Here is a 19,667-nt window from a genome sequence, read left to right on the forward strand (position 1 = left end):
ATGCAGGGGGATCGGCGGACGGTGCCACCCGACGACGCAGCCCCGGCTGGCCATCTCGCCGACAACATCGCCTATTTCGCGCGTGCCTTGCGCACCGCCGGCCTGCCCGTCGGGCCTGGCGCGGTGGTCGATGCGATCGCGGCCGTCGAGGCGGCCCATATCGGCACGCGCGCGGATTTCTACTGGACCCTCCATGCCATCTTCGTGACGAAGCACGCGCAGTCGGTGATCTTCGATCAGGCGTTCCGGCTTTTCTGGCGTCGGCGGGCGCTGGTCGAAAAGCTGATCGCCGCACTGTCGCCGATCGCGCCGGGGGAGCAGACGTCAAAGGACAAGCCGAAGCCGGGCGCGGAGCGTGTGGCGACGGCCTTTCCCACCGGAACGCGCGAGCCGCCGCCACCGAAGCGCGCGCTCGAATTGTCGGCCCAGTTTACGATGTCGGACCGCGAGCGGTTGGCGAGCCGCGACTTTGCGCAGATGTCGGCGGCCGAGATCGCCGAGGCCAAGCAACTCATCGCCCGCCTCGTGCTGCCGCAGGACAAGGTCACGACGCGCCGCTGGCGTGCCGATCCGCGCGGCCGGCGCATCGATGCCCGCGCGAGCTTCCGCCGGGCGCTGGCGACGGGTGGGCATTTCGTCGATCTCGCGTGGCGGCAACGGGCGGAGCGCCATCCGCCCGTCGTCGCGCTGGTCGATATTTCCGGCTCGATGGCCGACTACAGCCGCCTCTTCCTGCATTTCCTGCATGCGCTTGCTGAGCGGCGGCCCGTGGCAAGCTTCGTCTTCGGCACGCGCCTCACCAACGTCACCCGCGCGCTGGCACGGCGCGACCCCGATGAGGCGCTGGCGAGCGCGTCCCTCCTGGCGAAGGACTGGGAAGGCGGGACGCGCGTTGCCGCATCCCTTGCCCAGTTCAACCGCCAATGGTCGCGGCGGGTGCTCGGGCAGGGCGCCATCGTCCTGCTGTTCACCGACGGCCTGGAGCGGGAGGTCACGCCAGAGCTCGGCGCCGCGATGGACCGTCTGCATCGGTCCTGCCGGCGGCTCGTGTGGCTCAACCCGCTCCTGCGCTACGATGGCTTCCAGGCCAGGGCCGGCGGCATCCGTGCCATGCTGCCGCATGTCGATGAATTCCGGACCATGCATAACCTCAATGCCATGACGGCCCTGGTCGCGGCATTGTCGGTGAAAGGGGAGGACGCCGACCCGCGCCGCTGGTTGCTGCCCGCCGCGTGAGATACGATATATCGGGGCAGGCACTTGATATCCGAGCAGGCATTCGCCTGGCTTGCAACAATGGGGGCCGCTCATGCTCGCGACCGACGATCAGATCCTGAACGAGGCGGAGGCCTGGAAGCGCGCCGGCCGCCAGGTTGCCGTTGCCACCGTCATCGAGACCTGGGGTTCGGCACCGCGGCCCGTCGGCAGCCATCTCGTCATTGACGGCGAGGGTAATTTCCTGGGCTCGGTGTCCGGCGGCTGCGTCGAGGGCGAGGTCATCACCCAGGCGCTGGACGTCATCGCCGATGCAACGCCACGTATGCTCGAATTCGGTGTCGCGGACGAGACCGCCTGGCGCGTCGGCCTCTCCTGCGGCGGGCGCATCCGGGTTTTCGTCGAGCCGGTGACCTGAGGCCGGACGGGGAAAAGCAATGGAACTCGAAAGCCTTGCCACCCTGAACGCCGAGCGGGCCGCGCGCCGTGCGGCAGTTCTCGTGACGCCGCTCGATGGTGGTCCGCAGCGGCTCGTGAAAGCGGCCGATGTGGCGGGTGATCCGCTCGGCGCGGGGATCGCGGAGCGGCTGCGGCTCGGCAAGAGCGGCCTCCTCGAGACCGATGCCGGCCGTTACTTCCTCACCGTCCAGGTGCCGCCTGTCAGGCTCGTCGTGACGGGCGCGGTGCACATCAGCCAGGCGCTCGCGCCGATGGCGCGGCTGATCGATCTCGATGTCACGATCATCGATCCGCGCACCGCCTTCGCCTCGCCGGAGCGTTTCCCCGATGTCCGGCTTCTGGCCGCATGGCCCGATGCGGTGCTCCGGGATATGCCGATCGATCGCTATACGGCGTTTGCGGCGCTGACCCATGATCCCAAGATCGACGATCCCGCGCTCGCGGCGGCGCTGCGCAGCGAGGCCTTCTATGTGGGCGCGCTCGGGTCGCGCAAGACCCACGCCAAAAGGCTCGAACGCCTGGGCGAGCAGGGGTTCTCCGATATGGATCTGGCGCGCATCAAGGCGCCCATCGGGCTGCCGATCGGTGCGGTGAGCCCGGCCGAGATCGCGCTTGCCATCCTGGGTGAGGTCGTCGCCGCACTCCGGCTGACATCACCGCGCGGAGAGGCGTCGTGAAATTCGGACCGGTCGGCCTGGACGAGGCGGAAGGGGCCGTTGTCGCCCATTCCGTGCGTCTGCCGCAGCGTCTGATCAAGAAGGGGAGCCGGCTCGCGGCGGCCGACATCGCCGATCTCAAGGCCGCGGGCGTCACCGCGCTGACCGTCGCCCGCCTGGAGCCGGACGACGTGCCCGAAGACAAGGCGGCGGCTGCGCTGGCGGAGGCGGTGGCGGGGCCGGGCGTCAGGGTCGAGGCTCCCTTCACCGGACGCGCCAATCTCTATGCCGCGACGTCCGGCGTTCTCGTCGTCGATGCTGAAGGTATCGATGCGGTCAACGCCGTCGACGAGACCGTGACCGTGGCGACCCTCCAAGCCTACAGGCCGGTGGCGGCCGGCGACATGGTCGGCACGGTCAAGATCATCCCCTATGCGGTCGCCGGCGCGGTTCTCGCAAGGACGATGGACCTGGCGGCCGGTGCGTCCCCTCTCGTTCAGGTTGCACCCTATCGGCTCCAACGTGTGGCCGTGATCTCGACGCGGCTTCCCTCGCTGAAGGAAAGCACCATCGACAAAACGCTGAAGGTCCTGCGCCAGCGGCTCGCGCCGGCCGGCGCGACCATCGTTGCGGACCTGCGCGTCGACCATGAGACCGCGGCGCTCGCCGCGGCCATCGAAGCTGCGGACGCGGCCAAGGCCGACCTCCTGGTCATCTTCGGCGCTTCGGCCGTGGCCGACCGCCGCGATGTCGTGCCGGCCGCGCTCGAGGCCGTGGGCGGCGAGATCCGGCATCTCGGCATGCCCGTCGATCCCGGCAATCTGCTGCTTCTCGGCGAGCGGGCGGGGCGCCCCGTCCTCGGTGCGCCTGGCTGTGCGCGTTCACCGAAGGAGAATGGCTTCGACTGGATCCTGCATCGCCTGCTCGCGCGGCTCGCCGTGACACGCGCCGACATCACGCGGCTCGGCGTCGGCGGGCTCCTCATGGAGATCCGGTCGCGTCCCCAGCCGCGCGAGGGTGGCGAGCCCGAGCTCGACGCCAACGGCCATGACGACCTTGGGGACGACGCATGAAAAAAGTCGCGGCGATCGTCCTGGCCGCCGGCCGCTCGACACGGATGGGGGCGGTGAACAAGCTGACCGTTCCTCTCGCCGGCAGACCCCTCGTGGCTCACGCCGTGGCGGAGGCCCTCGCTTCGACGGCACGGCCCGTTGTCGTGGTGACGGGCCACGAGGCCGACGCTGTCGCTGCAGCCATCACCGCGGCTTTACCGGGCCAACCGGTGACATTCATTCACAACGCGGCCTATGCGACGGGGCTGGCCTCCTCGCTGCAAGCCGGGATCGCTGCGCTTCCCGGCGATATGGACGGCGCGATCATCCTGCTCGGCGACATGCCTGTCATTTCCGCATCGCTCCTTGGCCGCCTGATGGATGCGTTCTCCAAGGCGCCCGAGCACGCAGCGGTGGTGCCGACTTGCGGCGGGCGATGGGGCAACCCCGTGCTTCTGGCGCGCCGTCTGTTTGCGCCGGTCATGGGGCTTGCCGGGGACGAGGGCGCGCGGCGGTTGCTCGCGCGTGAAGCGGTCCTTGAAATCGCCGTCGACGATCCCGGGATCGTCAGGGATGTCGATACGCCCGAAGCGCTGGCCGACATGTCGAGGGACTTCGCCGATTCCGCGAAACAGGCTGTCCACATCAAAAATCACACCTGACGAGATTGTGATCCATCTCGACGAAAGGTTGCCATTCATGCCATAAAAATAGGCGGGTAAGGCGAGCTCCTTCGCCCCCGCGGCTTACTGAAGTATCTGACCATGCAGGCACTAGAGCTCGCCGAGGTTACCGTCTCCCGTGATCGGGGGACGCCCGAGTTGTCGATCGCCCGGCTGGAGCTTGGATGTGGCGAGACGATGGCCGTGACCGGACGGGCCGATTTCGCCAGGCGCACATTCCATAACGTGCTCGCCGGGTTGGAGACACCAACGAGCGGCCGGGTGGCGTGGAACGGGGTGGATATCGCGGCGCTCACCGCGTCCAGGCGTGACCTCTGGCGTGCCCGCCACGTGGGGTTCCTGTCACGTGAGACCAATTTATTCCCCGGGCTCAGCATCGTTGACAATGTGCTGCTGCCGGCCGGGCTCAGTCATCGCAGCGGCTTCGGATTCTGGAGCGGCTCGGCCGATCTGCGCAACCGGGCCATCGCGTTGGTGGAACGCGTCGGGCTGGCGGAGCCGGGCAGGCTGGTCGACGGCCTCACGCGGGAAGAGCGGCGCCGCGTGGCGCTGGCGCGGATGCTGCTGAGGCGGCCCGGCATCCTCGTCGTGGACGATCCCACCGGCGACCTGGGACCGTATGCGGCCGAAGCGATCGGCAATCTTCTTCTGACGCTCGCGCGGGAGGACGGCGCGACGCTTGTGGCGTTTACCGACGACGAGCGACTGATCAGCCATGCGCAATGCGTCGTTCCGCTGCGTGCCGGCCGTGTTCTCTCGGACGGCTTGGTGGAGATGGCGTCGTGATCGCTGTCAGGCTGATTGCGGCCGATCTCCGCCGCATGTGGCTCGCCACGATCGTCCTGGTGCTGCTGATCGCCATGGTGACGGCACTGGTGCTTGCGTTGCGCATCGGTGAACGCGCCCTGGTGCAGGCCGCCGGCCGCGCGGCCGAACGGTTCGATGTCGTCGTCGGAGCGCCCGGCAGTGAGGTCGACCTGACGCTGTCGAGCCTTCTGCTGCGCCGCGAGCCACTCGTCGCGATGCATCCGCAGGTCGTGGAACAGCTTCTTGCCGACAAGCGCGCGATATCCGCTGCGCCACTCATCTTCGGCGAACGGTTTCGCGGCATGCCGATCATCGGGACGACGGCAGCCTTCGCAACGGATGGCGGGCGCATCAAATTCGCCGCCGGGCGGATCTTCATGGCGCCGGGCGAGGCGATCGTCGGCGCACGATCGCCGGTCGGTCCGAATGAGCTTGTGACGCTCTCGCCCGACGACCGGCGCCGCGGGCCGGGCGTGCGTGGACTGAACAGCTACACCATCGTGGGGCGCCTGAACTGGACGGGCACGCCTTGGGACCGCGCGGTGCTGGTGCCGCTCGAGAGCTTCTGGCAGAGAGAGGAGGTCGTCCCGTGGTCTGCGGATGACGATATCATCGGCGCCGCGCCGCCGCGGCTCGTCATGACCCGGGTCGGTGAAGGGACGACGCGCGTTGGCGCTCTGGCGCCTCCTACGCCGTCGTCAACCCAGCCGTGGATGCGCCCCCTGCGGCATGTCGGGGCCGTCGCCCTGCGGGCCAGGTCCCCGGCCGATGCGCAAAGTCTCAAGGACAGTTACAGCAGCGACGTGGCGATGGCGATCATCCCGAGGGAAGAGATCGAGGCCCTGCGCGGTACCTTCGCCAATCTTCAGGCAGCTCTGAATGTCATCGCGTTCGGGGGGCTCGGGATCGTCGCCGTGGCTGTTGTCCTGATCGCGATCAGCCATCTCGGCCATCGGCGGGGACAGATCGCCGCCTATCGCGCGCTTGGTGTCACACGCGCCTCGATCTTTGGGCTGGTCTGGACGCAGCTCTTCACGATCGTGGCGTTCGGGCTCGTTCTCGGCGTGGTCCTTGGCTATGTCGCCGCCCTTCTTCTGGGTGATTTCTTCACCCTTTCCACGGCGCTTGTCTTGCCCATCGGCGTGAACGCCTCGGACCTGCCGCTCCTGGCTGCGCTCGCGCTTGGCGGTGCGGTGCTGGCCGCAATTCCCGCCTGGATCGCGGCGCGCCGTCCGATTGTCGCCATCGCGCGCGTCTGATGCGGGAACCCGGATCGTTCCAATAGCCTCCGGCCATGCGTTCCCCCGCCTCGCCATCCGCCGCTTTGCGCAAGCCGCGGATGTGCTCTGGCTGCGGGGCACCCCGGCAGGTGCTGCCTGTCCGCGTGGGGCATATCCCGCTCGAAGGGGATCGTCCGATATCATCAAAGTCGATGGATTTCCTCGTCTATTTTTGAGGGAGCCAGTCCGCAGCAGACGGACGCGGTCCAGCGACAGCCAAGAAAGCACGCTTCCCGGGTCGATGCGTTAAAGACAACGGCTATCTCATTGTCTATAATGACTGACTAGTCAGTCATTATAGAGGGGCGCGGGGATGGCCGGGGAGGGGAACGGCGGGAACGGCAAGGAGGGCAAGCGGCGGCGCGCCAGTGCCGATGCGCGGCGCAAGAAGATCCTCGAGGCGGCCTTGGGCGTGTTCCTGGCCGAGGGTTACGTTGCCACACGGATGGATCAGGTCGCGGCACGCGCAGGGGTCGCCAAGGGCACCATCTATGTGCATTTCGCCGACAAGGAAGCCCTGTTCCGCAGCCTGATCCACGAGGAGATCGGGCCCATCATCGCGCGTGGCACGACGCTGGCCGCATCCTTCGAGGGCGACACGCGCGATCTGCTGCGGGCGCTTGCGAGGGTCATGCAGCGTGAAGTCCTTGGCACCCAGCGCGCCGACATCCTGCGGCTGGTCATCAGCGAGGCCCCGCGCTTCCCCTGGCTGGCCGCTTTCTATTGGCATGAAGTGGTGGAGCGCATCATGGCTTTGATACGCGCGATTGCCGCGCGTGGGGTGGCGCGCGGCGAGATCTCCTCGACCGCTTTGCAGCGTTTCCCGCAGATCGTCGCGGCGCCGCTCCTGGTGTCGGTCATCTGGCAAGCGTTGTTCGAACCCTTCGAACCCCTTGATACCGAGGCCTTCCTCGACAATTACATCGACGTTCTCATGCGGGGGCTCGCATGCGAGAGGGCTTGACCGCGATTCTGTCCCTGCCGCGCAGGGGGCTTGCCGGCTGGGGCGTCGCGCTGGCGCTTGCTGCGCCGCTCGGCCTTGCAGCCTGCCAGCCGGGTGGCCCGCCAAGCTTTCAGGGCTATGTGGAGGCCGATCTCCTCTTCATCGGGCCGGACGAAGCGGGTCGGCTCGCCACGCTCTCCGTCGAGGAGGGCACGACCGTTGCCACGGATGCACCCCTGTTCGCCGTCGACGACCCACTGCAGGTGGCCGCGCGCGATCAGGCCAAGGCGTCGCTTCTCGAAGCGCAGGCGCGGCTGGAGCGTCGGATCGAGGCCCAGCAGCGACCGGAGGAGATTGCCATCCTGCGGGCGAGCGAGGCGCGTGTGAGGGCGGCGCTTCAGCTCGCGCAATCCGATCTCGATCGTCAGCAAAAATTGTTTGCTACCGGCAATGCAAGCCGGGCGGCGCTCGACAACGCGACGGCGTTGCGCGACCAGAACGCGGCGCAGCTTCTCGAGATCCAACGCCAGATCGAGGTCGCCGAGCTTGGCGCGCGCGATCAGGACATCGAGGCGGCGCGCCATGCTGTCGCTGCCGCCGAGGCTGCCCTCGCCAGCGCCCAGGAACGCCTGACGCGGCGGCAGGTCCATGCGCCGGCAGCGGGCAGCGTTCAGCAGGTCTATTACCGCCCGGGCGAGATGGTGCCGGCCGGCCGGCCCGTGGTCGCCCTTCTGCCGCCGCCCAATCTCAAGATCCGCTTCTTCGTGCCCGAAGCGATATTGCCGCGGCTCGATGTCGGGCAGACCGTTGCCGTGAGTTGCGATGGCTGCGCGGGGGATCTCACCGCGCAGGTTTCCTTCCTGTCGCGGCAGGCCGAATACACCCCGCCGGTGATCTATTCGCAGGAGGAACGCACGAAGCTCGTGTTCATGGTGGAGGCCAAGCCGGCGGAGCCGTCCCGGTTCCGCGTCGGCCAGCCGGTCACGGTAACCTTGCGCGACGGGGCCTCGCCATGAGCGATAGCGGAAGCCGGGCCGTGAGCGATAGCGGAAGCCGGGCCGTGAGCGATAGCGGAAGCCGCGCTGTGAGCGACGTCGGCGGCGATGGCAGGGAGCGCGCCGGGGAGGGGGAGACCGGCAACGGCCGGGCCATTGCCATCGACGTGAATGGCCTCACGAAGCGGTTCGGCGAGCGCGTCGTCGTCCGGGATCTCTCCATGCGGGTCTATCGCGGGCAGATCTACGGCTTTCTCGGACCGAACGGCTCCGGCAAGACGACGACGATCCGCATGCTCTGCGGACTTCTGACGCCAGACGCTGGGACCGGCACCTGCCTCGGCTACAACATCCTGACGGAGGCAGCCGAGATCAAGCGGCATGTCGGCTACATGACGCAGCGCTTCAGCCTCTATGAGGATCTGTCCGTTCGCGAGAACCTCGAATTCGTGGGGCGCCTCTACGGGCTCGCCAACCCCCGCCGCGCGGCGCAGGCGGCGCTCGTCAGGCTCGGTCTCGAAGGGCGCGGCCACCAGTTGGCCGGGACCCTGTCCGGTGGCTGGAAGCAGCGGCTCGCGCTTGGCGCCTGTATTCTGCCCGAGCCGCGGCTCCTCTTGCTCGATGAGCCGACCGCCGGCGTCGACCCCAAGGCGCGGCGCGATTTCTGGAGCCAGATTCATCAGCTCGCGAGCGAGGGTATGACGGTTCTCGTTTCCACGCATTACATGGATGAGGCCGAGCGTTGTCACGAGATCGCCTATATCGCTTACGGCGAATTGCTGACGCGCGGCCCGGTGAAGGATGTGATCCGCAACTCCGGCCTGGCCACGTGGACGGTGACAGGCGGCGACACCTGGCGGCTGGCGGAGGAGCTCAGCAGCCGCGAGGGCGTCGACATGGTGGCGCCCTTCGGAGCGAGCCTGCATGTCGCCGGCCGCGACAAGGCGAAGCTTGATGCGGCGATCGCGCCTTATCGTCGAGACCCCGCCCTCAGTTGGCAGGAGGACCAGCCGACCCTCGAGGATGTCTTCATCGACCTCATGAACCGGTCGAAGGACAATTTCCAATGACCGAACCGCCCGTTCGTCCGGACGAGGGCGGGCGGCCCCGGCGCGGCGGCTTCTTCCGGCGCGTCTGGGCGATGCTGATCAAGGAAGGGCTGCAGCTCTCGCGGGATCGCATCACCTTCGCGACCATGATCTTCATCCCGCTGATGCAACTCGTCCTGTTCGGCTATGCCATCAACACGACGCCGCGCCATCTGCCGACCGCCATCCTGATCCAGGACGACAGCGATGCCACGCGGGCGATCCTCGCGGCCTTCAGCAACACCGCCTATTTCAAGATCATCAAGCAGGTCCGCAGCGAGAAGGACTTCGATTTCGCGATTGCCTCAGGCGAGGTGCAGTTCGGCATCGAATTTCCGGCTGATTTCGAGCGCGCGCTGCGGCGGGGCGACAAGCCGGCGCTTCTCGTCGCCGCCGATGCGACCGATCCCGTGGCGACGGGCAGCGCGATCGCGGCGCTCAACGGGATTGTCGCCAATGCCCTGGTCCATGAGCGCGGCCTGCCGCCGCGTGATGATGCGGAGAGCGGCCCCTTGTTCGAGATCCGCGCTCACGCCCGCTACAACCCGGCAGCAGTATCCCAGCTCAATATCGTGCCGGGCCTTCTCGGCATCATCCTGACGATGACCATGCTCATCTTCACGGCGCTTTCGGTGACGCGGGAGCGTGAGCGGGGCACGATGGAATCCCTTCTCGCCATGCCCATCCGCCCGGTCGAGATCATGCTCGGCAAGATCCTGCCCTATGTGCTCATCGGCTTCATCCAGGGGGCGATCATCATCGGCGCGGGGACGCTGTTGTTCGGGGTGCCGATCCTGGGCAGCCTGCCGTTGCTGGCGGCGCTGACGACGCTGTTCATCGCGACCAATCTCGCCATCGGCTATACCTTCTCCACCGTCGCGCAGAACCAGCTGCAGGCCATCCAGATGGCTTTCATGTTCTTTCTCCCCAACATTCTGCTGTCGGGCTTCGCCTTCCCCTTCGCCGGCATGCCGCGCTGGGCGCAATGGATCGGCGAGGCACTGCCGCTCACCCATTTCCTCAGGATCACGCGCGGCATCATGTTGAAGGGCAGCGATCTCGCCACCTTGCAGGGGGATGCGCTGGCGCTTGCCGTCGCCATGTTCGTGGCGATGGGCGTGGCCGTCGCGCGTTTTCGCCAGACGCTGGATTGAGTGAGGGAGCGGCGTCGCCGCTGTCATGCAGCCGTCATAGAACTCCAGTCGATTGCGTTCGTCCGCACGCGGCAGCCATGCCGCTCACATGCCATTGCCCTGGGGAACGCCATGCGTCGCATCACATCCACATCCGCCTTCGCCGCGCTGCTCTTGGCCAGCACCAGCCTGACCGCTGCCGCAGAGCCCGTTTTCAACCGGATCGCGAGCTTCCCGGTCGTCGCCAACCTGCCCGGTGATCGGGATGCTGCCAAGCCAACGGTGGCCGAGATCGTCACGGTCTCCGAAGACGGCAATCTCCTCGTTTATACGGACTCGCCGCAGGAAGGCGTCGGCTTCATCGACATCACGGATGCCTCGGCGCCGAAGCCGGCGGGCTTCGTTCCGCTCAAGGGTGAGCCGACCTCCGTCACCATCGTCGGCGGAAAGGCCCTCATTGCCGTCGTCACCTCCAAGGACAAGGCCAATCCGGCGGGTGAACTCGTCGTCCTGGATCTCGCCCGGAAGGCGATCGACAAGGTCTGCGACCTCGGCGGTCAGCCGGACTCGGTCGCGGCGAGCCGGGACAAGAAATTCCTCGCCGTAGTCATCGAGAACGAACGCGACGAGGACAAGGACAAGGGCAAGATCCCGCAGCTCCCGGGCGGCAATCTCACGGTTTTGCCGCTTGCCGCCGATGGCGTCGATTGCGCCGGCAAGAAGGTGGTCGACCTGACCGGCCTCAGCGCGATCGCGCCGGAAGATCCCGAGCCCGAATTCGTGGACATCAACGGCCGCAACGAGGCGATCGTCTCGCTGCAGGAGAATAACCACCTCGCCATCGTCGATCTCGCCTCGGGCAAGGTCGTGAAGCACTTCCCCGCCGGCGTCGTGACGCTCGACAAGGTCGATGCCAAGCGCGACGGTGTCATCGCCCTCAACGGGCGGATCGAGGGCGTGAAGCGCGAACCGGACACGGTCCAATGGATCGATGACGAGCGTTTCCTGACGGCCAACGAAGGCGACTATCAGGGCGGCTCGCGCGGCTTCACGATCTTCAACCGCGATGGCCGCGTCGAATATGACAGCGGCAATCTCCTAGAGCACCTTGCCGTGCGCCTCGGCCATTTCCCGGAAAAGCGCGCCAGCGCCAAGGGCGTCGAGCCGGAAGGCGGCGAGGTCGCGACCTTCGGTGACGACAAGCTGATCTTCATCGCCTCGGAGCGCGGCTCGGTCGTCTTCGTGTTCCGCGACAAGGGGCCGGGCCAGGCGCCGGAGTATCTGCAGACCCTGCCGTCGGGCGTCGCCCCGGAAGGGGTCCTCGCGATCCCCGGCCGCGACCTCCTCGTCACGGCCAACGAGGCCGACAATGTCAAGGACGGCGGGCCGCGCAGCCATGTCGTTCTCTACAAGCGCGCTGAAGGCACGCCGAACTACCCGACGATCGTCTCTGTGGACGGAGCCGACGGCCTGCCCTTGCCCTGGGGAGCGCTCTCCGGCCTGACGACCGATGGGAAGACGCCGGGCCGGCTCTTCACGGTCACCGACAGCTTTTACGGCAACACGCGCATACTGGAGATCGACGCCTCGGCCAAGCCGGCGCGCATCATCAAGGCGACACCCGTGACGCGCGATGGGAAGGCGGCGAGCTATGACGGCGAAGGCATCGCCTTCCGCCGCAACGGCGGCTTCTGGATCGTGTCCGAAGGCAACCCCGAGAAGAAAGACAATCCCACCGCCAACCAACTCGTGAGCATTGCGCCAGATGGCAGTGTGGAGGAGGAGATCGCGCTGCCCGACGCCCTGGCCAAACACGCCACGCGCTTTGGCTTCGAGGGGGTGACGGTGACCGGCGAGGGCGCCGACGAGACGGTCTGGATCGCGGTGCAGCGCGAATGGAAGGACGATCCCAAGGGCAAGGCGAAGATCCTGTCCTACAAGCCTGCCACGAAGACCTGGGGGGTTCTGCACTACCCGCTCGAGAGCATCGCCAACGGTTGGGTGGGACTGTCCGAGATCACGGCTGTCGGTGATGGCACGTTTGTGGTCGTGGAGCGCGACAACCAGCTCGGTGACAAGGCTCTGAAGGCGCTACGGTCGTTTTCGGTGAAAGGGCTGACGCCCGCAGCGCCCGGCGCTGAAGCGATCCCCACGGTGACCAAGAGCCTTGTGCGCGATCTGGCCCCCGATCTCGCCGCGCCGAAGGGCTATGTGCTCGACAAGGTGGAGAGCTTCGTCATCGATGCGGCCGGCAATGCCTTCATCGTGACCGACAATGACGGTGTCGATGGCTCTTCGGGAGAAACGCAGTTCATTCCTCTCGGCAAACTCGCGATCCGCTGACCGCGCCACGGGCAAAGGAGCGCGGCCGAGGTCGCGCTCCCCCATAGGCACCCCTGTAGGCAATCCAGAGAGAGTGACTGAGAGAGAGGGAGGGCGGACAGTTCACAAGGCCACGGCGGTTTGTCAGCACTGTCGCGCGACTGCTGCTAAGATACTGATATAAAAACAAAAAACTTGATCGCTGCTGCACCTGTGCCCATACTATAGGCGCTGGGCCAGCTTGCCTGAAACAGCGGCAGGCGGTCCTTTAGGCAGTTTGGCGCCGGAGGGTGTCAACCCGATCCGGCACCGGGTCAGGAGTGGATTGACGCGCATGCCCGCCAGGAATTCTTCGACAAGTGACTTCGCGCTTCAACTGGCCGGCTACGGCCTGACGACGGCGACCATCCTCTACCGCATGCCGGATCATCGGCATCTGCTGCAGACCTTCATCTGGCAGCACTATGATCTCGCCCCTCATTTCCCCGAGCTGCGACATTTTCTCGCCTTCTGGCAACGCAAGCTCGAGGGGCCGCTGCATTCGGTGACCGTGGCGCATGCGTGCCTGCTAAAGCCTGCCGAGATCAGGACGATCGATGACGCGTTCACATTCCACTAGCGCAAGTCCGGCTTTTGCGGACTTGCTTCGTTCAAAAGTGAACGAGCAAATCCGGCTTAGGGATCTGGGATAGGGATGCGACTTGGGAGACGGATGCGACTTGGCAGACGGATGCGACTTGGCCAAATGCTCTGCGTAGGCTAGGAAGTCTCCCGCGCTCCCATTGGTGGCCCTTTCTCAGTGTCTTCATCGACCAGCACATCAGCCGTATTGCTTGAACTGGCGGCACGCCCCGACGAGCGCCTCACGATCGGCGAATTGTTGGCGGCTCTGCGCCAGCAGGCGTTCGCGGCGCTGATCCTCGTGCTCGGGCTGCCCAATTGCCTGCCGATGCCGCCGCCGATCCCGCTCCTGTTCGGCTTTCTGCTGTTGTTCGTGGCCATGCAGATGGTCGTCGGCCGCAGCACGCCCTGGCTGCCCAAGCGGGTTCTCGGTCGCTCCATGGCACGTGCCGATTTCGCACGTGCCGTCGGCCGGGCCTTGCCCACCATCCGCAAGCTGGAGCATTGGTCGCGGCCGCGGCTCACCTTCTTCGGTACACCGCTCGGTATCCGTATCGTCGGCGCTGTCGTGCTCGTCATATCCCTGGCGCTTCTGGTGGCCGCGCCGATCATCGGCCAGATCCCGCTCGGATTGGCCGCCTGCCTGGTCGGGCTCGGTCTCGTGGAGCGCGACGGTCTTCTGGTGATCGGCGGCACCGCCGTGGGCGCCATCGGCCTCAGCCTCAGCCTCGGCTTCGTTGTCGCCATCATCAGTGGTGTTACGGCGCTGATTTAGAGCCCCGCGCCACTTTCTTGACCAAGGTTGCGCGCTCCTCGAGCGTGCCGGGCTGTGCCAGGATCACGTCGATCTCCTCGGCCGTTACGGGTTTGGAGAAGAGATAGCCCTGCAATTCGTGGCAACCGAGCGCGCGGAGGAATTCAAGCTGCTCGTGGGTCTCCACGCCTTCCGCAGTGACGGTCAGGCCGAGCGCGCGGCCAAGATGCACGATGGAATGGATGAGGATGGCGGATTCGCCGGTTGTTTCGGCCGCTTCCAGGAATGAGCGGTCAATCTTGATCTTGTCGAAGGCGAAACGCCGCAGATAGATCAAACTCGAATAGCCGGTTCCGAAATCGTCGAGCGCCAGACGCACACCATGGGCGCGCAACTCGATCATCGCTTCCTCGGCAGCATCGGCGTCCTTGACCACCACGCTTTCCGTCAGTTCCAACTCGACACGCGTGGGATCGATACCGCAATCGGTGATGATACGCATGACGTCCGAGACGAAGTCGCGATGGCGGAATTGGATGGCGGACACATTGATCGCGATGCGGACGCCAGGCCAGCGCATCGCATCCGTACAGGCCCGTCGCAGGACCCATTCGCCGAGGGCTATGATGAGGCCTCGTTCCTCGGCAACAGTGATGAACTTCTCCGGCGCGATCATCCCGTGCACCGGATGCGGCCAGCGCACCAGCGCCTCCACGGCGACGACCGTGTAGTTGTCTATCTCGACCTGGGGTTGATAATGCAGGACGAGTTCATCGTTCTCGATCGCTTTACGCAGATCGTCCTCAACGACCTTGCGCAGCCTCAGCGCCTCGTCCATCTGGCGCTCTACGAAGCTGAACCGGTTGCGGCCACCGTTCTTGGCCTGATAGAGCGCCGTTTCCGCCAATCGCAGCAACGTCTCGCGATCCGTGCTGTTTTGCGGGCTGAGCACGATGCCGATCGAAGCGCCGACGGAGACGATCGTGTCGCCCATCTCGATCGGTTTCTTCATCGCGTCGAGAATGCGGCGTGAGAGCGCCTCGGCATCATGGTGGGCGCTGACGCCGGTCTGGATGATTGCGAATTCGTCGCCGCCAAGTCTTGCCAGCGTGTCCGCGCCGCGCAGAAGGTCAGAGAGCCGCTGCGCGACGATGCGGATGACGTTGTCGCCGATGGCATGGCCGTAGATATCGTTGATGTCCTTGAAGCGGTCTATGTCGAGGAAGAGGACGGCAAGACCCTCACCCGTGCGCTGGCCTCGCGCGAGTTCCTGTTCGAGCCGCATGCTGAACGAGAGGCGGTTGGGCAATCCCGATAGCGCATCCTGGCCGGCGAGCCGGCGTGAAGACTCCTGGTCGCGAATCTCATCACGGGCGAGGCGTCGGATGACAAGCCAGACGATGCCCAGGGCGATGAGCGCGATGATCGAGGTGAGCGCTGCGATGCCCACGAGCCGTGGCCAGACGGCTTCGCTCGGAGAGGACGGTTGCCAGGACAGCGATACGGTATCGCCCAGGGATGACTTGATCGGCAGGATCTGATGCCGCGGATCAGGCTGGCGAGACAGCGTGACCGGGGCGCTGCCCGACGCCCGGCCGATTTCTTCGACATCTCCGTGCGTGTAGCGGTAAATGAGGACGACGGTCCGGTGGGGCGCTGCGACGGCAGCCGGTTTCGGTCGGCGTGCATCCTTGGCGACGAGGAGATAGACGGCGCTGTCGTGATAGACGAAATGATCGATCGCCTGACCCGGTGTCGGCGGATTGCTGAGAAAGAAGCGAACGAGCGCCTCGCGGCTCCCATGCTCGCCGGCACGGTCCGTTCCGGAGAGGGCGACGGTGCGCACGATGCGCGGGCCTTCCATGATAACCAGAGCGTCGAAGCGACCGGCGTGCGCGAATGCGTGATCGCCGGCCACATTCGGGAGAGATGCGGCGCTCGGCGCCTCGGACGCAGTGAGATCCGTCGTGGCCAGTATGGTATCGAGTCGTTGTTCAACTTTTGTCTTATGGGTCGTCAGGGTTCCGACGATCCTTTGCCGCTGTTCCGCGATCGACCACTGATCGACGCTGTTGCTCATATAAGTGAGCGCAAGCAGCATCCCCGCGATAACCGCAACGACGATCAGCGCGATTGGCCACAAAAGACGACCAATCAAGGCCGCTGGCCGGGCGGTGCGGAAACCGGAGAGCAACAAAGCGGCGATGTTCCTCGCGATCGAATGGCAGGCTAGTCCGCGGCCAGTGACGCACACTGCATATTTCACAGATTGAATTGACGAGTCGTTGCTTGTGCGAACTGGTTACGAATTCTTATGAAGGGAAGCGCGTGGTCAATCCATTTTCATGGTTAACGGCCTCATATTAGGGCCATGCCGCGCAGACTGGCGTGGCCATTTCGGCCAACGATGATGTGATCGTGTACCTCGATGCCTAAAGATTTTGCGATGGCGATAATGTCCTGCGTCATGCGGATATCCGCCGTCGACGGTGTCGGGTCGCCGGATGGGTGGTTGTGGACGAGGATCACGGCGCTTGCGGCGAGTTCGATGGCGCGCTTTATCACTTCCCGTGGATAGACAGGCGTGTGATCGACTGTACCGGATTGCTGCAATTCGTCGGCAATCAGCGCGTTCCGCTTGTCGAGGAACAGAATGCGGAAATGTTCCCTGTCCGCGAATGCCATGGCCGTGCGGCAATAGTCGAGCACGGTGCTCCATGAGGCCAGAACAGGCCGCTGGGCAATCTCACCTTTGGTGAGGCGGCGCGCGGCGGCTTCGATGATCTTGAGGTCCGTGACGACGCTCTCGCCGATACCGCTCACCTCGACGAGGCGGGGGGGAGGGGCGGCCAGCACCTCCGCAAAGCTGCCGAAGCGCTTGAGGAGCTGCTTGGCGATTGGCTTCACGTCACGCCGGGGGATCGAGCGGAAGAGCACGAGTTCCAGAAGCTCATAATCCGCAAGGCCCGTGTCGCCTGCTTCGCGAAAGCGGTTCCGCAGGCGCTCCCGGTGTTTGGCATAGTGCGGCGCAGCATCCTCCGGAGGCCGCGACGCCGGAGATTCCTTACCGATGACGGGGTTATCGTCGTGCTTGGCCTCGGCCATCGTGTTCGGCCTCAAGCGGCGCTGGCATAGGGGGGGCAGTGCAGGCCGGCCGGCGAGAGCGTGAAAATGTCAGCCCCTGTCTCGGTCACGCCGATGGTGTGCTCGAACTGCGCGGATAGCGAACGATCGCGGGTGACAGCCGTCCAGCCATCCGACAGCACCTTCACCTGCGGACGCCCCAGATTGATCATCGGTTCGATGGTGAAAATCATGCCCGGCTCCAGGGGAACCCCTTCACCACGGCGGCCGAAATGCAGGATGCTCGGCTGCTCGTGGAATTCGAGGCCAATGCCGTGGCCGCAGAAATCCCGCACCACCGAGCAGCGTTCGGCTTCGGCGAATTCCTGGATGGCGGCTCCGATATCGCCGGTCGTCGCCCCGGGCCGGACGACCGCGATGCCGCGCATCAAGGACTCATACGTGATTTCAATCAGCCGCATGGCGCGGCGCGGCACCTCGCCGACCGTGTACATGCGGCTCGAGTCGCCATGCCAGCCATCGCGTATGAAGGTCACGTCGATATTGATGATGTCGCCTTCGCGCAGCGGCTTGTCGTTGGGCTGTCCGTGGCAGACCACGTGGTTCAATGACGTGCAGCAGGAATGGCGGTAGCCGCGGTACATAAGCTGGGCCGGCAAGGCAGCATGCGCCATGCCGAAATCGAAGACGAGCTTGTCGATGGCTTCGGTCGTGATGCCGGGGCGGACGTGAGCTGCGAGCATGTCGAGGCATTCGGCCGCGATGCGGCCGATCCGGTGCATGCCCGCAAAGGCTTCGCGGCCATAGATCTTGATACCATTGCCGCGGCGTCCGACAAGCGCGTCGCTGAGCTCGATCATATGCGCTACCCCAAAATCCCGTAGGGGCCCCGCGGCCTGCTGCCCAATGCAAGCAGTGCGCTCCTCGACGATCCCCCACGTCAAGTCTAGTCCATGGCGCGATCACCGCAAGGGGTCGCGCCGGGTGCACGCGCATGCTGGCGTATTGCGCGCGGCCGGTGTAAGTATCGCCACCATGACGCTTCGTCCCGTGAATGCCGGCTCCTATGACAGCGAGCCCTTTGGAACTTTCGCCCCCAACAATGCGCTGCGGTCCATCATTGCGATGACCCGCTCGATGCCGGACGTATGGCTGCCGAAGCGGACAGCGCTGGCGCTGCGCAATATTGCGCTTCGCGGTTTGGATGGGCGGCCGGTGGACGTGGAGACACTCGGCGTGCGCATGCGCCTGTTTCCCTACAACAATGTTTGCGAGAAGCGGATTCTCTTCACGCCTCAGTATTTTGACGTGGAGGAGCGGGAAATCCTCGCGAGCCGGTTGAAGGGCGATTGCACCTTCATCGATATCGGCGCGAATGTCGGCGCGTACAGCTTGTTTGCCGCGGCCCAGGCCGGACCGCGGGCGCGGATCCTGGCGATCGAGCCCCAGCCGGACATCTTCGAACGGCTGGTCGCCAATATCCGTTTCAATCCCTTCGGTACCATCAAGGCGATCGCTTGTGCGCTCGCGGACAAGTCCGGCGAGCTGACGCTGTTTCTCGACTATGAGAACCGCGGCGAATCAAGCGTCAAGATCGTCGGTTCGGACAACACGACTGCCGTTCGGGTTCCCGCCAAGACCCTGCTCGAACTTCTGCGCGAGGAAGGCTTTGCGCATCTGGATGCGGCCAAGCTCGACGTGGAGGGCGCCGAGGATCTGATCATGGAGCCATTTCTGGATCAGGCGCCGGAGGCGCTGTTCCCCAAGCTCCTGATCATCGAAGACGGTGAGGGGCGCTGGCAGACGGATTTGCCGAAACTCCTCGTTTCCAAGGGATATCGCTTCGTCACGCGCACGCGCCTCAACCTGGTGTTCGAGCGCTAGAGCATTTTCGCGTTTCTCCGAATCGCGAAAATGCTCCATGTCTTTGTTTTAGCGCATTTTCTTCACGCGAACCGGTGTCCACTTCGCTCGAAAATGCTCCAGAGCATAATCCGACAGGAGTGAAATGAGGATCGATGCGATTATGCTTGAAATAACGGAGCTTAGAGCGCCGATCTGATGCAATCAGATCGTAATGCGCTCCAAGCCGCAATCGAGCGGTCGCTTTCGCCTCAGATCTTCGGCTGCGGTTGATTCTGGTATTTCTTGGAATCGCGGGCGAGCTCCAGGCATTCCTGCAGTTCGACATAGCTCGGCGTGCCGTCGGAGCGCGTTTCCGAGAGGCAGCGGGCGACACTGCCGGAATCGAAGGTCTTCCATTCCTTCTCGATCGCGACGCGGGCACTGTTTTCGTCAGCCATGCATGCGGCAAAGGTCGTTTTGGACTCGGCGCCGAACTCCGCGGCTGCACGGCAGCTGGGCCCGGTATCGAGCGTCGGCACTGGACCCTCCGCAACAAGAAAGAGGTGCGCGCCGATGGCCAGGGCGGTCAATGGGAAAGGCATATCAACCCTCAGAAATTCGTGGTGAAGCCTGGGATTGGCTCCAGGCGCCGCATAAACTTGGCGCAAGGTGCCCGATGCCCGTGTCAATAACAACAAGGATTATGATTCTAGGTAACCATCGTCATGGG

The 19,667-nt window shown here is 65.2% G+C and carries 20 protein-coding genes; 16 read left to right on the forward strand and 4 right to left on the reverse strand.

Going from position 1 to position 19,667, the window contains the following annotated elements:
* The 14 genes from C7450_RS27830 (at position 1) to C7450_RS27895 (ending at position 14,029) form a co-directional block, all read left to right on the forward strand.
* Positions 1-1,236 (forward strand): vWA domain-containing protein, encoded by a 1,236-nt coding sequence (locus C7450_RS27830; RefSeq protein WP_110377751.1) that lies wholly within the window; start codon positions 1-3, stop codon positions 1,234-1,236.
* Positions 1,237-1,309: 73 nt separating this feature from the next.
* Entirely contained in the window at positions 1,310-1,633 is a 324-nt protein-coding gene (locus C7450_RS27835; RefSeq protein ID WP_110377752.1) for an XdhC family protein, read from the forward strand.
* A 19-nt stretch (positions 1,634-1,652) separates the two neighbouring features.
* Complete coding sequence (locus C7450_RS27840; RefSeq protein ID WP_110377753.1) at positions 1,653-2,351, forward strand: XdhC family protein; 699 nt, start codon at positions 1,653-1,655, stop codon at positions 2,349-2,351.
* On the forward strand, positions 2,348-3,403 hold the full coding sequence (locus C7450_RS27845; protein ID WP_110377754.1) for a molybdopterin-binding protein: 1,056 nt from the start codon (positions 2,348-2,350) through the stop codon (positions 3,401-3,403). Before C7450_RS27840 ends, C7450_RS27845 begins: the two co-directional genes overlap by 4 nt.
* Positions 3,400-4,044, forward strand: a complete 645-nt coding sequence (locus C7450_RS27850) for a nucleotidyltransferase family protein (protein ID WP_110377755.1) — start codon at positions 3,400-3,402, stop codon at positions 4,042-4,044. The genes C7450_RS27845 and C7450_RS27850 overlap by 4 nt, the downstream gene beginning before the upstream one ends.
* 102 nt (positions 4,045-4,146) lie before the next feature.
* Positions 4,147-4,851 (forward strand): ATP-binding cassette domain-containing protein, encoded by a 705-nt coding sequence (locus C7450_RS27855; protein WP_110377756.1) that lies wholly within the window; start codon positions 4,147-4,149, stop codon positions 4,849-4,851.
* Positions 4,848-6,131, forward strand: a complete 1,284-nt coding sequence (locus C7450_RS27860; RefSeq protein WP_170147482.1) for an FtsX-like permease family protein — start codon at positions 4,848-4,850, stop codon at positions 6,129-6,131. Before C7450_RS27855 ends, C7450_RS27860 begins: the two co-directional genes overlap by 4 nt.
* Before the next feature lie 334 nt (positions 6,132-6,465).
* The gene (locus tag C7450_RS27865) at positions 6,466-7,116 is read left to right on the forward strand and encodes a TetR/AcrR family transcriptional regulator (protein ID WP_110377758.1); all 651 of its coding nucleotides are present in this window, start codon (positions 6,466-6,468) and stop codon (positions 7,114-7,116) included.
* Entirely contained in the window at positions 7,113-8,111 is a 999-nt protein-coding gene (locus C7450_RS27870) for an HlyD family secretion protein (RefSeq protein ID WP_245450153.1), read from the forward strand. Before C7450_RS27865 ends, C7450_RS27870 begins: the two co-directional genes overlap by 4 nt.
* A gap of 134 nt (positions 8,112-8,245) precedes the next feature.
* Entirely contained in the window at positions 8,246-9,160 is a 915-nt protein-coding gene (locus C7450_RS27875) for an ABC transporter ATP-binding protein (RefSeq protein WP_245450159.1), read from the forward strand.
* The gene (locus tag C7450_RS27880; RefSeq protein WP_110377761.1) at positions 9,157-10,332 is read left to right on the forward strand and encodes an ABC transporter permease; all 1,176 of its coding nucleotides are present in this window, start codon (positions 9,157-9,159) and stop codon (positions 10,330-10,332) included. Before C7450_RS27875 ends, C7450_RS27880 begins: the two co-directional genes overlap by 4 nt.
* Before the next feature lie 111 nt (positions 10,333-10,443).
* Positions 10,444-12,654: an esterase-like activity of phytase family protein gene (locus tag C7450_RS27885; RefSeq protein ID WP_110377762.1), complete on the forward strand. Its 2,211-nt coding sequence runs from the start codon at positions 10,444-10,446 to the stop codon at positions 12,652-12,654.
* Positions 12,655-12,967: 313 nt separating this feature from the next.
* The gene (locus C7450_RS27890) at positions 12,968-13,252 is read left to right on the forward strand and encodes an usg protein (RefSeq protein WP_110377763.1); all 285 of its coding nucleotides are present in this window, start codon (positions 12,968-12,970) and stop codon (positions 13,250-13,252) included.
* Positions 13,253-13,432: 180 nt separating this feature from the next.
* Positions 13,433-14,029, forward strand: coding sequence for an exopolysaccharide biosynthesis protein (locus C7450_RS27895; RefSeq protein WP_110377764.1), 597 nt, complete (start codon positions 13,433-13,435; stop codon positions 14,027-14,029).
* Here the strand turns inward: C7450_RS27895 and C7450_RS27900 are convergent.
* Positions 14,013-15,854, reverse strand: a complete 1,842-nt coding sequence (locus C7450_RS27900; protein WP_170147483.1) for a putative bifunctional diguanylate cyclase/phosphodiesterase — start codon at positions 15,852-15,854, stop codon at positions 14,013-14,015. The genes C7450_RS27895 and C7450_RS27900 overlap by 17 nt on opposite strands.
* On the opposite strand from C7450_RS27900, the gene C7450_RS34155 reads away from it, so the two are divergent.
* Positions 15,810-16,241 carry a hypothetical protein gene (locus tag C7450_RS34155; RefSeq protein ID WP_170147484.1) on the forward strand — a complete coding sequence of 144 codons (432 nt, stop codon included), beginning with the start codon at positions 15,810-15,812 and terminating at the stop codon, positions 16,239-16,241. The genes C7450_RS27900 and C7450_RS34155 overlap by 45 nt on opposite strands.
* 125 nt (positions 16,242-16,366) lie before the next feature.
* On the opposite strand, the gene radC is transcribed toward C7450_RS34155, so the two are convergent.
* Both radC and map read right to left on the reverse strand, forming a co-directional pair.
* Positions 16,367-17,113, reverse strand: coding sequence for a RadC family protein (radC, locus tag C7450_RS27905; protein WP_110377766.1), 747 nt, complete (start codon positions 17,111-17,113; stop codon positions 16,367-16,369).
* 11 nt (positions 17,114-17,124) lie between these two features.
* A complete protein-coding gene (gene map, locus C7450_RS27910) occupies positions 17,125-17,952 on the reverse strand; it encodes a type I methionyl aminopeptidase (RefSeq protein ID WP_110377767.1) in 828 nt (275 codons plus the stop codon).
* Between the two features lie 175 nt (positions 17,953-18,127).
* Between map and C7450_RS27915 the strand changes: the two genes are divergently transcribed.
* Positions 18,128-18,976 carry an FkbM family methyltransferase gene (locus C7450_RS27915; RefSeq protein ID WP_110377790.1) on the forward strand — a complete coding sequence of 283 codons (849 nt, stop codon included), beginning with the start codon at positions 18,128-18,130 and terminating at the stop codon, positions 18,974-18,976.
* Positions 18,977-19,206: 230 nt separating this feature from the next.
* On the opposite strand, the gene C7450_RS27920 is transcribed toward C7450_RS27915, so the two are convergent.
* Positions 19,207-19,527 (reverse strand): hypothetical protein, encoded by a 321-nt coding sequence (locus tag C7450_RS27920; RefSeq protein WP_110377768.1) that lies wholly within the window; start codon positions 19,525-19,527, stop codon positions 19,207-19,209.
* Between the last annotated feature and the right edge of the window lie 140 nt (positions 19,528-19,667).

Origin of the sequence: Chelatococcus asaccharovorans (assembly GCF_003201475.1) — a bacterium.
Taxonomy (GTDB): Bacteria; Pseudomonadota; Alphaproteobacteria; order Rhizobiales; family Beijerinckiaceae; genus Chelatococcus; species Chelatococcus asaccharovorans.